Origin of the sequence: Citrobacter sp. 50677481, from assembly GCF_001463265.1 — a bacterium.
GTDB classification, from domain to species: domain Bacteria; phylum Pseudomonadota; class Gammaproteobacteria; order Enterobacterales; family Enterobacteriaceae; genus Citrobacter_A; species Citrobacter_A sedlakii.
Window position 1 is genome coordinate 293,069 of record NZ_LNHZ01000001.1, and the last position, 12,903, is coordinate 305,971.

The 12,903-nt window shown below is 54.8% G+C and carries 11 protein-coding genes; 4 read left to right on the plus strand and 7 right to left on the minus strand.

The features are described 5' to 3' along the window. Window positions 1-14 precede the first annotated feature (14 nt). Window positions 15-494, plus strand: a complete 480-nt coding sequence (ybaK, locus tag APU02_RS01550; protein WP_042285792.1) for a Cys-tRNA(Pro)/Cys-tRNA(Cys) deacylase YbaK — start codon at window positions 15-17, stop codon at window positions 492-494. Window positions 495-538: 44 nt separating this feature from the next. Here the strand turns inward: ybaK and ushA are convergent, their stop codons facing one another. Beyond that, complete coding sequence (gene ushA, locus APU02_RS01555) at window positions 539-2,188, minus strand: bifunctional UDP-sugar hydrolase/5'-nucleotidase UshA (protein WP_060569042.1); 1,650 nt, start codon at window positions 2,186-2,188, stop codon at window positions 539-541. Between the two features lie 161 nt (window positions 2,189-2,349). Between ushA and APU02_RS01560 the strand changes: the two genes are divergently transcribed. Further along, window positions 2,350-3,555 carry an MFS transporter gene (locus APU02_RS01560; protein ID WP_060569043.1) on the plus strand — a complete coding sequence of 402 codons (1,206 nt, stop codon included), beginning with the start codon at window positions 2,350-2,352 and terminating at the stop codon, window positions 3,553-3,555. A gap of 215 nt (window positions 3,556-3,770) precedes the next feature. After that, window positions 3,771-5,447: a YbaL family putative K(+) efflux transporter gene (ybaL, locus tag APU02_RS01565; protein ID WP_042285798.1), complete on the plus strand. Its 1,677-nt coding sequence runs from the start codon at window positions 3,771-3,773 to the stop codon at window positions 5,445-5,447. A 110-nt stretch (window positions 5,448-5,557) separates the two neighbouring features. On the opposite strand, the gene gsk is transcribed toward ybaL, so the two are convergent. Beyond that, a complete protein-coding gene (gene gsk / locus APU02_RS01570) occupies window positions 5,558-6,862 on the minus strand; it encodes an inosine/guanosine kinase (protein ID WP_042285800.1) in 1,305 nt (434 codons plus the stop codon). A gap of 142 nt (window positions 6,863-7,004) precedes the next feature. Between gsk and aes the strand changes: the two genes are divergently transcribed. Beyond that, window positions 7,005-7,964, plus strand: coding sequence for an acetyl esterase (aes, locus tag APU02_RS01575; RefSeq protein ID WP_060569044.1), 960 nt, complete (start codon window positions 7,005-7,007; stop codon window positions 7,962-7,964). Here aes and hemH read toward each other — a convergent pair. The 5 genes from hemH to APU02_RS01600 all read right to left on the minus strand — a co-directional run bounded on the left by hemH (window position 7,961) and on the right by APU02_RS01600 (window position 12,901). Continuing rightward, window positions 7,961-8,923, minus strand: a complete 963-nt coding sequence (gene hemH, locus APU02_RS01580; RefSeq protein WP_060569045.1) for a ferrochelatase — start codon at window positions 8,921-8,923, stop codon at window positions 7,961-7,963. The two genes, aes and hemH, sit on opposite strands and share 4 nt — an antisense overlap. A 172-nt stretch (window positions 8,924-9,095) precedes the next feature. Further along, window positions 9,096-9,740: an adenylate kinase gene (adk, locus tag APU02_RS01585; RefSeq protein ID WP_042285806.1), complete on the minus strand. Its 645-nt coding sequence runs from the start codon at window positions 9,738-9,740 to the stop codon at window positions 9,096-9,098. 241 nt (window positions 9,741-9,981) lie between these two features. Next, complete coding sequence (gene htpG, locus APU02_RS01590; protein WP_060569046.1) at window positions 9,982-11,856, minus strand: molecular chaperone HtpG; 1,875 nt, start codon at window positions 11,854-11,856, stop codon at window positions 9,982-9,984. A 110-nt stretch (window positions 11,857-11,966) separates the two neighbouring features. Beyond that, entirely contained in the window at window positions 11,967-12,572 is a 606-nt protein-coding gene (recR, locus tag APU02_RS01595) for a recombination mediator RecR (protein WP_042285814.1), read from the minus strand. Continuing rightward, entirely contained in the window at window positions 12,572-12,901 is a 330-nt protein-coding gene (locus APU02_RS01600) for a YbaB/EbfC family nucleoid-associated protein (RefSeq protein ID WP_001515903.1), read from the minus strand. The genes recR and APU02_RS01600 overlap by 1 nt, the downstream gene beginning before the upstream one ends. Between the last annotated feature and the right edge of the window lie 2 nt (window positions 12,902-12,903).

The window sequence follows — 12,903 nt, forward strand, 5'->3', positions numbered from 1 at the left end:
AAGGATTCGTAGTTATGACACCCGCCGTTAAATTACTCGAAAAAAACAAAATTTCCTTTCAGATCCACACCTACGATCACGATCCTGGCGAAACGAACTTTGGCGACGAAGTGGTGCGTAAACTGGGACTGAATGCGGATCAGGTTTATAAAACGTTACTGGTCGCTGTAAACGGAGACATGAAGCACCTGGCCGTTGCGGTCACGCCGGTTGCCGGTCAACTGGATCTAAAAAAAGTGGCGAAAGCGCTGGGGGCAAAAAAAGTCGATATGGCTGACCCGATGGTTGCGCAACGTACTACGGGGTATCTGGTGGGCGGCATTAGCCCACTCGGACAGAAAAAGCGGTTGCCGACGCTGATAGATGCGCCCGCACAAACGTTCCCGACCATTTACGTATCCGGCGGCAAGCGCGGGCTGGATATCGAACTGGCGGCAAACGATTTGGCCGCCATTCTGGACGCTAAGTTCGCCGACATTGCGCGTCGGGATTAAACCCGTTGTCAGCCCGGCGGCATAGCGTCACCGGGCAAGCAGATTTAAAAAATCACCTCATTGCCAGGCGCATACGCACCGGCATCCAGCGGTGAATTTTTCTGGATATATTCTTTCAGCACTTCCGCATCGATGAAGCCGGTGTTGACGTAGCCCGGCTTATTATCCAACCGCGGATAACCATCCCCGCCCGTGGCGTTAAAGCTCAGCGTCGCCATCCGGTAGGTTTTGGCCGGATCGATCGCTTCCCCTTTGATTTTGAGATCGTTTAGCTTACCGTCTTTCGCCACAAAGCTGACGTTAGCAAACTGCGGATACGCGCCGGAATCCGGCTTCATTTGCGCTACGGCGGTCAGGTATTCAATGACCTCTTTGCCGCTCATATCGGCGTATACCACAATGTTGCCAAACGGCTGCACCTTCAGGACGCTTTTATACGTGATGTCGCCCTCTTCAATCGAGTCGCGAATGCCACCGCCGCTCATCACCGCGAAATCCGCGCCGGTGCGCGCCATTTGCGCGGCCAGGATCAGACGGCCCATATTGGTTTGCTCGAAGCGCACTTTGCTGCGATCGCCTTCCAGACGAGCATTCACCGAGCCGATTTTGACATCCAGTTGCGCTTTGCCTTTATTCTGAAATGGCGTCAGCAGCGAGAGCATCTGCGGATTTTCGGCTATTTCCGGTGTGTAAAGCACGCGCTCACTTTTCCCGTCTTCCCAGGTGACTTTCTTCTTCAGGTTCACCGGAATGAGCTGGTAGTTAACCATTTTCATTTCACCGTTACGGAACTCAAAGTCCGCGCGGCCTACGTATTTACCCCATTCATGCGCCTGTACGATCCAGATGCCGTTCTGCTTATCCGGTGCGCAAGGCGTTCCCGGAACATAATCGACCTGCTTTTTGTTTTCTGACGCCATGCACACGGGGTCTTGCGAGTGACCGCCTACAATCATCGCCAGCGAACCGGCAGGCAGGCTGCGCGCCATTTCGACGTCGCCCGGCGCATTGGAGCCGTGATTGCCGTTATCGTAGTGCCCCATGTGGGTCGTCGCGATAATCACATCCGGCTTCTCGTTCATTTGCAGTTCCTGAATCACCAGCTTCGCTTCATCCGCGGGCTTACGGAACTCAATATCCGTAAAGAATTCAGGGTTGCCAATTTTCGCCGTGTCGTCGGTGGTTAAACCGATAACCGCAATTTTCAGATCCTGACGCTTAAAAATCGCCCAGGGTTTAAACAGACGTTCACCGGTGCTTTTCTGGTAAATATTGGCGGAAAGAAACGGAAACTTCGCCCACTTTTCCTGCTGGCGTAAAACAGTGAGCGGATTATCGAATTCGTGATTGCCGACGGCCATTGCATCATAGCCAATCAAATTCATGCCGCGAAAGTCGGGTTCGGCATCCTGCAGATCGGACTCCGGCACGCCAGTATTGATATCGCCGCCGGAGAGCAGCAGCAGGCTTCCGCCCTCTTCCGCCACTTCGTGACGAATACCGTCCACCAGCGTTTTTTGCGCAGACAGGCCATATTCGCCGTATTCACTGCGCCAGAAATGGCCGTGATGATCGTTGGTGTGCAGGATGGTGATTTTGTAAGTTTTATCCTTTTCATATGCCTGCACGGGCTGGCTGACCAGCGCCCAGGTTGCCAGCAACGCCAGTGCGACGCCACGTTTCATAAACTTCATTTTTTCTCTCCCTGACCCAGGACAAATGCAGAAATTACAGCGAGTAATGAGAATAAACAAATAAGTTTTCAGAAATGCGACTTTCTTCAAAACTCAGTCACAGGTATGTTAGGCGGATAATAATTACTCCCTGCACTTCAATAACTATAGACGTGGTACTTATGGCAATCAGTGAAACCTCTCAGCCAGCGTCGCTGCCGAAAGGGCGGACGTCATTTGGCATTTTAGGGGCCATCAGCCTCTCGCACTTACTTAACGATATGATCCAGTCGCTGATTCTGGCGATTTACCCACTGCTTCAGTCAGAATTTTCGCTGACGTTTATGCAGATTGGCATGATCACCCTTACCTTTCAACTGGCCTCGTCGCTGTTGCAACCGGTTGTCGGCTACTGGACCGATAAATATCCCATGCCGTGGTCGCTCCCCATTGGAATGTGTTTCACCCTTAGCGGGCTGGTTCTATTGGCGATGGCGGGCAGCTTTGGCGCCGTTTTGTTGGCGGCAGCGCTGGTCGGGACAGGTTCATCGGTCTTCCATCCGGAATCCTCGCGCGTGGCGCGCATGGCCTCCGGCGGACGTCACGGCCTTGCCCAGTCGATCTTCCAGGTGGGCGGCAACTTTGGTAGCTCGTTAGGGCCGCTGCTGGCGGCAGTGATTATCGCCCCTTACGGTAAAGGCAACGTCGCGTGGTTTGTGCTGGCCGCTCTGCTGGCGATTGTCGTGCTGGCGCAAATCAGTCGCTGGTACGCCGCGCAGCATCGAATGAGCAAAGGGAAACCTAAAGCCAGCGTTATCAATCCGCTACCGCGCAACAAAGTCGTACTCGCGGTAAGCGTCCTGCTGGTGCTGATTTTTTCGAAATACTTCTATATGGCGAGCATCAGCAGCTATTACACCTTTTATCTGATGCAAAAATTCGGATTATCGGTACAAAACGCGCAGCTTCATCTGTTTGCGTTTCTGTTTGCGGTCGCTGCCGGGACGGTTATTGGCGGGCCTGTCGGCGATAAAATCGGTCGAAAATATGTGATTTGGGGGTCTATCCTCGGCGTAGCGCCGTTTACGTTGATTTTACCCTATGCCACGCTCTACTGGACCGGGGTTTTAACGGTGATCATTGGTTTTATTCTTGCCTCGGCGTTTTCTGCCATTCTGGTGTATGCCCAGGAACTGTTACCCGGCCGTATCGGCATGGTTTCTGGTCTGTTTTTCGGCTTCGCTTTCGGAATGGGCGGACTTGGCGCGGCGGTATTAGGGTTAGTTGCCGACCATACCAGTATCGATTTAGTTTATAAAATCTGCGCTTTCCTGCCGCTTCTCGGGATATTGACCATATTCTTACCTGATAACCGACCTAAAGCCTGAGTTTACCGCGGCTAAAGCTAAACTTTAGCCGCGTGCCAGACCAGTTATCATAAGCGTTTGCTCTGCCTGTCCTCAGTCCCTTTTCCGATCCGTGCCTTTTTTGCGCCAGATTGCAGTTTTCTTCAAAATTCAACAATTATTCATAAACATGATAATGAAAATTGTCATAAACTATTACGTGGAATTTGTGGACATCAGCTACCAAAGGAGACGGAATGCATCACGCCACCCCGCTTATCACCACCATTGTTGGCGGCCTTGTGCTCGCTTTTATTCTCGGCATGCTTGCCAATAAACTGCGTATTTCTCCTCTGGTGGGATATCTGTTAGCGGGCGTTCTGGCCGGTCCATTTACCCCTGGTTTTGTGGCTGATACCCAACTGGCGCCGGAACTCGCCGAACTGGGGGTTATCCTGCTGATGTTCGGCGTTGGCCTACATTTCTCGCTCAAGGATTTGATGGCGGTAAAGTCCATCGCCATTCCCGGCGCGATCGCCCAGATAGCCGTGGCGACGCTGCTGGGTATGGCGCTTTCCGCAGTGATGGGCTGGTCGTTGATGACCGGCATCGTCTTTGGGCTGTGTCTGTCGACCGCCAGTACCGTGGTGCTGCTGCGCGCGCTTGAGGAGCGTCAACTGGTTGACAGCCAGCGCGGGCAGATCGCTATCGGCTGGCTGATTGTCGAAGATCTGGTGATGGTGCTGACGCTGGTGCTTCTGCCTGCAGTGGCCGGAATGGTGGAAAAAGGCAACGTCGGTTTCGCCTCGCTGGCGGTCGATATGGGCATTACCATCGGCAAGGTCGTGGCATTCATCGCCATTATGATGTTGGTGGGTCGCCGCCTGGTGCCATGGATTATGGCCCGCAGCGCCGCCACCGGCTCCCGCGAGCTGTTTACGTTATCCGTTCTGGCGCTGGCGTTAGGCATCGCCTTTGGCGCGGTGGAACTGTTTGACGTCTCCTTCGCCCTCGGCGCGTTCTTTGCCGGCATGGTGTTGAATGAATCAGAACTAAGCCACCGCGCGGCGCACGATACGCTGCCTTTGCGCGACGCGTTTGCCGTACTGTTCTTCGTTTCCGTCGGTATGCTGTTCGACCCGATGATCCTTGTGCAACAACCGCTGGCGGTGCTTGCCACGCTGGCTATCATCATCTTCGGTAAGTCGGTCGCCGCCTTCCTGCTGGTGCGTCTGTTTGGGCATTCGCCGCGTACCGCACTGACCATTGCCGCCAGCCTGGCGCAGATTGGCGAATTCGCCTTTATTCTTGCAGGTCTGGGGATGGCGCTGAATCTGCTGCCCCAGGAAGGGCAAAATCTGGTGCTGGCCGGCGCGATCCTGTCAATAATGCTAAACCCAATACTGTTTGCGCTGCTGGAAAAATATCTGGCGAAAACCGAAACGCTGGAAGAGCAGACGCTGGAAGAAGCGATCGAAGAAGAGAAGCAAATTCCGGTGGATATCTGCAACCACGCGCTGCTGGTAGGCTTTGGCCGCGTCGGCAGCCTGCTTGGCGAGAAACTGATGGCGGCGGATATACCGCTGGTGGTGATTGAAACGTCACGAACCCGCGTGGATGAACTGCGCGAGCGTGGGATCCGCGCGGTGCTGGGCAATGCCGCCAACGAAGAAATCATGAATCTGGCGCATCTGGACTGCGCGCGCTGGCTCATCCTTACTATCCCGAACGGCTACGAAGCGGGTGAAATCGTGGCGTCTGCCCGTGAGAAATGCCCGAACATTGAGATTATCGCCCGCGCGCACTATGACGATGAGGTGGAGTACATTACCGAGCGCGGGGCGAATCAGGTGGTGATGGGCGAACGTGAAATCGCCCGGACGATGCTGGAACTGCTGGAAACGGGGCCAGCAGGTGATGTGGTGCCGGGTTAATCCTGAATCCTGAATGTCACCCTGCCGGATGGCGGCGTCATGCCTTGTCCGGCCTACAGCGCCTGGTACTCTACGCAGGCCCGATCAGTGAATCGCCATCGGGCAGAGGTTCAGCGATCCCAGTAGGACTCCTCAAGACTGTCTTCCCGTTCCGGCAATCCTCGCGTCAGACGCGGGGAGTGTTGGTTCAACACCTGATAGCTGACCCGGTTCGCATACTTGCATACCTGCGCCAGTGACGAATAGGTCAACCAGGTAAAGGTATGCTTGCTGGAATTCGGCACGTTCGTGCGGTGATAGCTGTTAGCAGTAATATCATGCAGTAGCGCCGCCAGCGCGCCGTCGCCCGCGCCGTTGGTATTCATGATCTTTTCCGGACCGCCCATATACGGCGCGATATGAGAATAGACCCGCAGCGGATTCACGCAATCCTTATGACGCATCGCGCGGCTGAACTCGTACTGGTTAAACTCGGCAATCGCGCCCGGCAATAATGGATGCTGGGTTTTCCGTTTGGCTTCGTCTTCGGTGAAGCCCGCCATATACAGGCCGATCGGCCCGGCGGTGCAAAGCACCAGATCCACCCAGTCCAGCGCCTTGTCCGACGCCAGCAGCGGATCGCTCTCTCCGGTCAACGCTTCGGCTTCTTCTTCGTTCATTGCCAGAATTGAGACGTTTTCTTGCAGAAATGCCTGCCACCACTGTGGGTTATCGGCAATCACGAATTTGGTGCCAAGCGTCAGCACTACCGGCACATTGTGTTTTTTCGCATACCCGATGGCCTTCATGGTCGCTTCCGGCATTGGTTCTCCCGGCTTACAGCGCACCAGATAGGAGGTTAATACCAGCGCAGAGGCACCGGCAATCACCGACTCGGGGATGCTTTCCGCACGCAGTTGGTTCATGTGGCCGGGGCTGATGGCGAAGGTACGCTCACCGGATTCGCCGATCAGGGTAAAACAACGGCCAATCGGTCCGTCCACGCCCTGAAGATAGTTGAGATCGGTACGGCTGGAGGTATTGCACAAATAGCGATAGGCATAGCTGCCTATTTCAATGTTACTGCACATGACGCCAAGCAACACCGAGCGATCGTCCGCCAGCACCGAATAGTTGTGCATGGTGTTGCCTATGGTGCCGCCCGCAAACTGATGAGTGATTAAATTTCTCTGCTTCAGCTCCTGATATAACGCTTCCGCCACGTCATCTTCGATCACCAGAGAATGTCCGGCGCTTAATCCGTAACGTTGTATAAACTCGTCATCGACTTTCGCTTCAATATCCACCAGCGTCTGGTCGATACCGACGACCCACGCGGCGCTACTCTCGTTTTCAGGCTGAATTTGTTGCAGCAGCGGATCGCGCGCATTGACGGGGAAATAGTGTTTGGATTTGCGTTTACCGGGAAATTTCATGACTGTTTTTACGGGTGACTAACGGAGCGGTGCATGGTAGCACATTCCCCCCCGCTTCCGCAGAGTTTCAATATCCGACGGCGGGATCGCAGTTTCTGCGGCGAGAATTTTTACAATGTTCCTTTTTCACAAGGAGCGTTCGATGAACCCGGAAAATAAGCTTCCCGTCCTGACGTGCATTTCAGAAGAGATGCAGACAGTGCTTGATGTCCACCAGGACGACCTGCCGCCCTGGCCGCCCGCCGATGATGTGAAAGCCATGCGCCAGCATTATCAGCTTGAGCGTCGTTTCTGGAATCTTGATGCGCCAGCGATGACGACGCGAGAATATACGATTCCAGGCGCGCACGGCGAACTGACCACGCGGTTTTACTGCCCGGAGCCAGAAAGTCAGGCAACGCTCTTTTACCTGCACGGCGGCGGATTTATTCTCGGCAATCTCGATACCCACGACCGCATTATGCGTCTGTTGGCACAATATAGCCGGTGTACGGTGGTAGGCATTGATTATTCCCTGTCGCCCGAGGCCCGTTTTCCGCAGGCTATTGTAGAAACGGTTTCTGCCTGCCAGTTTTTTCATCAGCACGCGGACGATTATCAACTGAACATGTCGCACATTGGCTTTGCCGGTGATTCGGCGGGAGCGATGCTGGCGCTCGCCAGCGCGCTGTGGTTGCGGGATAAACGGTTGGACTGCGGGAAAGTGGCCGGCGTGTTGCTATGGTATGGTCTGTATGGCTTGCAGGACTCGCCCAGCCGTCGGCTGCTGGGCGGCGAGTGGGACGGCCTGAGTCGCGACGATCTGAAGATATTTGAGAACGCCTATCTGCGTACCGCAGAAGACCAGGAGTCGCCTTACTATTGCCTGTTCAATAACGACCTGACGCGCGACGTGCCGCCATGCTTTATCTCCACCGCCGAATTTGATCCGCTTATTGACGACAGCCGTCTGCTTTTTGACACGCTCAGGACGCACCGCCAGCCGTGCGAATACAAAATGTATCCCGGCACGCTGCATTCCTTCCTGCATTACTCCAGGATGATGCGTAGCGCTGACGAAGCGCTTCAGGACGGCGCGCGTTTCTTTACCGCCCAGCTTTAGCGATACGCTGCGGTCAGTTTTAGCATCATATCAATATGTTCCGGTGTGGCATTAAGCGCCGGAATATATTCATATTTTTTGCCGCCCGCCTCAAGGAAGATCTCTTTGTTTTGTACCGCGATCTCTTCCAGCGTCTCCAGGCAGTCAGCCGCAAAGCCCGGGCACATCACCTGTATATGGCCGGTCCCTTTTTCACCGAGCATTTTCAGCGTTTCGTCGGTATAAGGCGTTAGCCATGGCTCACGACCAAAGCGCGACTGGAAGGTCATCATCACCTTGTCCGGCGGCAGGCCGAGCGCAGAAACCAGCTCTCGGGTGGTATCACGGCAGCGCTGCGGATAATCGTCGCCTTCATCTGCATAACGCTGCGGAATGCCGTGATACGACAGCAGCAGCAGATCGGGTTCGCCATGTTCTGCAAATGATGCCCGCACGCTGTTGGCCAGCGCATCAATGTAGGCGCTGTCGTCAGCGTAATCGCGAATGAATGAGATGCCAGGAATGTGGCGTTTGCGCTCAAGAATGCGCGCCAGTTCGTCCCAGACGGCAGCGACGGTCGAACAGGAATATTGCGGGTACAACGGCAACACGACGATATGATCGACATGGTTGGCCAGCAGTTCATCCACTGCGCTTTCCAGCGATGGCGATCCATAGCTCATCCCGAGGGCAACCGGCGTATCCGGCAAGCGTGCGGCAAGCGCCTGCTGCTGCTGGCGGCTGTAAACCATTAGCGGCGACCCACCTTCCATCCACACAGACTGATACAGTTTCGCCACGCGCGGCGAGCGCAGCGGCAAAATCACCCCGCGTAACAACGGCCACCATAAAAGACGAGGCGTATCAACAACGCGTTTGTCGCTGAGAAATTGCTTGAGATAGCGTTTCACTGCCGCTGGCGTAGGCGCATCGGGCGTGCCGAGGTTAGCCAACAAAATTCCGGTTTTCGTCTGACGCATTACCGCCTCTTATCGTTTCAACTGGTTGATAATTGTAGCGGAAAAGCAGAGAAGAAGAACTAATTGCTGCGAGAGGTATTTTTGGGCGAAGCCGGAGAGTAGCGTGCCGCGTTCTCTCCGGCCTACGGTGCGGTAAGCCCGATAAGCGTGGCGCCTTCGGGCATTTTACCGATTAACCGAGGATTTTTTCCAGGTCAGCACGCACGTCAGCCACGGCCTGTGTGCCGTCGACTTTGGCGTATTGGGTGTTACCGGCTTCCGCTTCTTTCTGGTAGTAGCCAATCAGCGGTGCGGTCATCTGATGGTATTCCACCAGACGCTTACGTACGGTTTCTTCCTGGTCGTCTTTACGGGTAGTCAGCTCTTCGCCGGTCACATCGTCTTTACCGTCTACTTTCGGCGGATTGAATTTGATGTGGTATACGCGGCCAGAGGCGGCGTGAACGCGGCGACCAACGATACGGTCCACGATCAGTTCGTCCGGTACGTCGAATTCGAGAACGTAATCCACCACGATGCCCGCTTCTTTCATGGCGTCAGCCTGCGGAATGGTGCGCGGGAAGCCGTCTAACAGAAAACCGTTACGGCAATCTTCCTGGGCGATACGCTCTTTCACCAGCGCAATCACCAGCTCATCGGTCACCAGCTTACCCGCATCCATGATGTCTTTCGCTTGTTTACCCAGCTCGGAGCCAGACTTCACGGCAGCACGCAGCATATCACCCGTGGAGATTTGCGGAATACCATACTTCTCCATGATGAACTGAGCCTGAGTTCCTTTACCCGCGCCCGGAGCGCCAAGCAGAATGATACGCATTACGAAAATCCCCTTAAAGGTTGTCGATATTTTTTAAAAAAGCGCTAAACGATACCACCATCACGCAATTCGCTCAAGGAAGGTGCCCTGCGCTGAAACGGTTAACGGCGGGAAAATAAGAAAAGAGAGGAACAAATAAAAGAATGCCGGATGGCGCTGACGCTTATCCGACCTACAAACAGCAACCTGTCGGTAGGCTGGAAAGACGTTTTCGTCGCCTTCCGGCATCACCTCAACGCGGTCAGGAAACCAGCAGTTGGTTCATGCGACGGATAAACTGGTTCGGATCCTCCAGCGTCCCGCGTTCGGCAAACAGCGCCTGATCCAGCAGCAGTTCTACCCACTCTTTAAACTGAGCGTCATCTTCGGTGTCCGCGGTGCGTTTCACCAGCACGTGATCCGGGTTCAGTTCAAAGATGTATTTCACTTCCGGTACAGCCTGACCCGCAGCGGCAAACAGTTTTGCCATCTGAGTGCTCATTTCGTCCGCATCGGTGGTGACAATCGCGGGCGTGTCGGTCAGACGGTGGGTCAGACGCACCTCTTTCACCCGATCGCCAAGCAGAGTTTTCACACGCTCAACGAACGGCGTCAGCGCTTTTTCCGCTTCTTTCGCGCTTTCGTCCACTTCATCGGCCAGCTTGTCGATAGATTCGTCGGCTTTCGCCACGGACTGGAACGCTTTACCGTCGAATTCGGTCAGGTAATTCATCATCCATTCGTCGATGCGGTCGGAAAGCAGCAGGACTTCGATACCTTTCTTACGCAGCAGCTCCAGGTGCGGGCTGCTCTTCGCTGCCGCATAGCTGTCGGCGGTGATGTAGTAAATCTTCTCCTGCCCTTCTTTCATGCGGGAAACATAGTCTTCCAGCGAGACGGTCTGTGCGGAGGAATCGGTATGGGTGGAGGCAAAACGCATCAGTCTGGCGATGGTTTCCTGGTTGGCGTGATCTTCCGCCGGACCTTCTTTCAGCACCAGACCGAACTGTTTCCAGAAGGTCTGGTATTTTTCCACATCGTCCTTCGCCAGTTTTTCCAGCATTTGCAGAACGCGTTTGGTCAGCGCGCTGCGCAGATTACGGGTAACGGTGCTGTCCTGCAGGATTTCACGAGAAACGTTCAGCGGCAGGTCGTTGGAATCGATCAGACCCCGCACGAAACGCAGGTAGTTCGGCATGAACTGTTCGGCGTCGTCCATGATAAACACGCGCTGGACGTACAGCTTCAGGCCGTGTTTATGATCGCGGTTCCACATGTCCCACGGTGCCTGAGACGGGATATACAGCAGGCTGGTGTACTCCTGCTTCCCTTCCACGCGGTTGTGGCTCCAGGTCAGCGGATCGGTAAAGTCATGGGCAATGTGCTTGTAGAATTCTTTGTATTCGTCTTCGCTGATTTCGGACTTGTTACGGGTCCACAGCGCCTGCGCCTTGTTGATTTTTTCCCAGGAGACAACGGTTTCACCGTCTTTCTCTTCCTGTTTTTCAATTTCTACCGGCAGCGCGATGTGATCGGAATATTTGCTGATGATCGAACGCACGCGCCAGTCATCGAGGAACTCATCTTCGCCATCGCGCAGGTGCAGGGTAATTTCGGTGCCGCGATCGTCTTTGGTGATGTCGGCAACCGTGTATTCGCCTTCGCCCGCGGATTCCCAGAACACGCCGTTTTCCGGCTTATCGCCCGCCGCGCGGGTGCGCACGGTCACTTTGTCGGCAACAATAAACGCGGAATAAAAGCCGACCCCGAACTGGCCGATCAGCTGGCTGTCTTTCGCCTGGTCAGATCCCATGGATTCGAGGAATGATTTCGTGCCGGATTTGGCGATGGTCCCCAGATGATCGATAACGTCATCCCGGTTCATGCCCACGCCATTGTCGGCAATGGTCAACGTACGCTTATCTTTATCGAAGGAGACGCGCACGCGCAGTTCACCGTCGCCTTCATAGAGGTCCGGGTTTGACAGCGCGCGGAAACGCAGCTTGTCTGCCGCATCTGAGGCGTTAGAGATAAGCTCACGCAGGAAGATTTCTTTATTGGAATACAGAGAATGGATCATCAGATGCAGAAGTTGCTTTACCTCTGACTGAAAACCGCGAGTTTCTTGTCCTTTCATGTAGATCTACCTCAACAAAGCCATTTTTAATGGTAAAAACACGTTGAGGGGAAAATGGGGACGCGGGGGAGAGATTTCAAGCGGAGGCCGCAAACGCCGCCTCCGTTTGTTCAGAATTTAAGCTTATGGCGACCAGCAAGAGAGTGTGACAGCGTTGTGCCGTCAACCATCTCCAGCTCACCGCCAACCGGAACGCCGTGAGCGATACGGCTGGCTTCGACGCCATATTGCGCGCAAAGCTCGGCAATATAGTTCGCCGTTGCCTCCCCTTCGACCGTGGGATTGGTCGCGAGGATCACTTCATTGAGCGGCTCAGAAGAAAGGCGCTGTTCCAGCCGGTCAAGTCCAATGTCGTCCGGTCCGATACCGTCGAGCGGCGACAGGTGCCCCATCAGCACGAAATAGCGCCCGGAAAATTGCCCGGTCTGCTCAATCGCGTAGATATCCGCCGGACTTTCGACCACGCAAATCTGACCGTTTTCCTGACGACGCGGGTTTGAACAGATATTGCACACGTCCTGCTCGGTGAAAGTACGGCAATCGGCACAGTGGCCGATTTCCGACATCGCCCGGGTCAGCGCTTGCGCCAGGCGCATCCCGCCGCTGCGGTCACGCTGTAACAGCGTAAACGCCATGCGCTGCGCCGACTTCGGGCCTACGCCCGGCAAACAGCGCAGTGCTTCCATAAGCTGAGTTAACAGCGGGCTGGTTTGCATCAGAACGGCATCTTAAAGCCTGGCGGCAGTTGCATACCGGAAGAAACAGACGCCATTTTCTCTTTCTGCGTTTCTTCAATGCGACGAGCGGCATCGTTGAACGCGGCGGCGACCAGATCTTCCAGCATCTCTTTGTCATCTTCGAGCAGGCTCGGATCGATTTCCACGCGACGGCAGTTGTGCGCGCCGTTAATGGTCACTTTCACCAGACCTGCGCCGGACTCGCCGGTCACTTCCAGCTTCGCAATCTCTTCCTGCATCTGCTGCATTTTTTCCTGCATCTGCTGGGCCTGTTTCATCAGGTTGCCCAGACCGCCTTTACCAAACATAG

Excerpts from the sequence above, each read along its gene's own strand:
- ybaK (WP_042285792.1), top strand. The coding sequence starts at position 15 with ATGACACCCGCCGTTAAATTACTCGAAAAAAACAAAATTTCCTTTCAG.
- ushA (WP_060569042.1), bottom strand. The coding sequence starts at position 2,188 with ATGAAGTTTATGAAACGTGGCGTCGCACTGGCGTTGCTGGCAACCTGG.
- APU02_RS01560 (WP_060569043.1), top strand. The coding sequence starts at position 2,350 with ATGGCAATCAGTGAAACCTCTCAGCCAGCGTCGCTGCCGAAAGGGCGG.
- ybaL (WP_042285798.1), top strand. The coding sequence starts at position 3,771 with ATGCATCACGCCACCCCGCTTATCACCACCATTGTTGGCGGCCTTGTG.
- gsk (WP_042285800.1), bottom strand. The coding sequence starts at position 6,862 with ATGAAATTTCCCGGTAAACGCAAATCCAAACACTATTTCCCCGTCAAT.
- aes (WP_060569044.1), top strand. The coding sequence starts at position 7,005 with ATGAACCCGGAAAATAAGCTTCCCGTCCTGACGTGCATTTCAGAAGAG.
- hemH (WP_060569045.1), bottom strand. The coding sequence starts at position 8,923 with ATGCGTCAGACGAAAACCGGAATTTTGTTGGCTAACCTCGGCACGCCC.
- adk (WP_042285806.1), bottom strand. The coding sequence starts at position 9,740 with ATGCGTATCATTCTGCTTGGCGCTCCGGGCGCGGGTAAAGGAACTCAG.
- htpG (WP_060569046.1), bottom strand. The coding sequence starts at position 11,856 with ATGAAAGGACAAGAAACTCGCGGTTTTCAGTCAGAGGTAAAGCAACTT.
- recR (WP_042285814.1), bottom strand. The coding sequence starts at position 12,572 with ATGCAAACCAGCCCGCTGTTAACTCAGCTTATGGAAGCACTGCGCTGT.
- APU02_RS01600 (WP_001515903.1), bottom strand. The coding sequence starts at position 12,901 with ATGTTTGGTAAAGGCGGTCTGGGCAACCTGATGAAACAGGCCCAGCAG.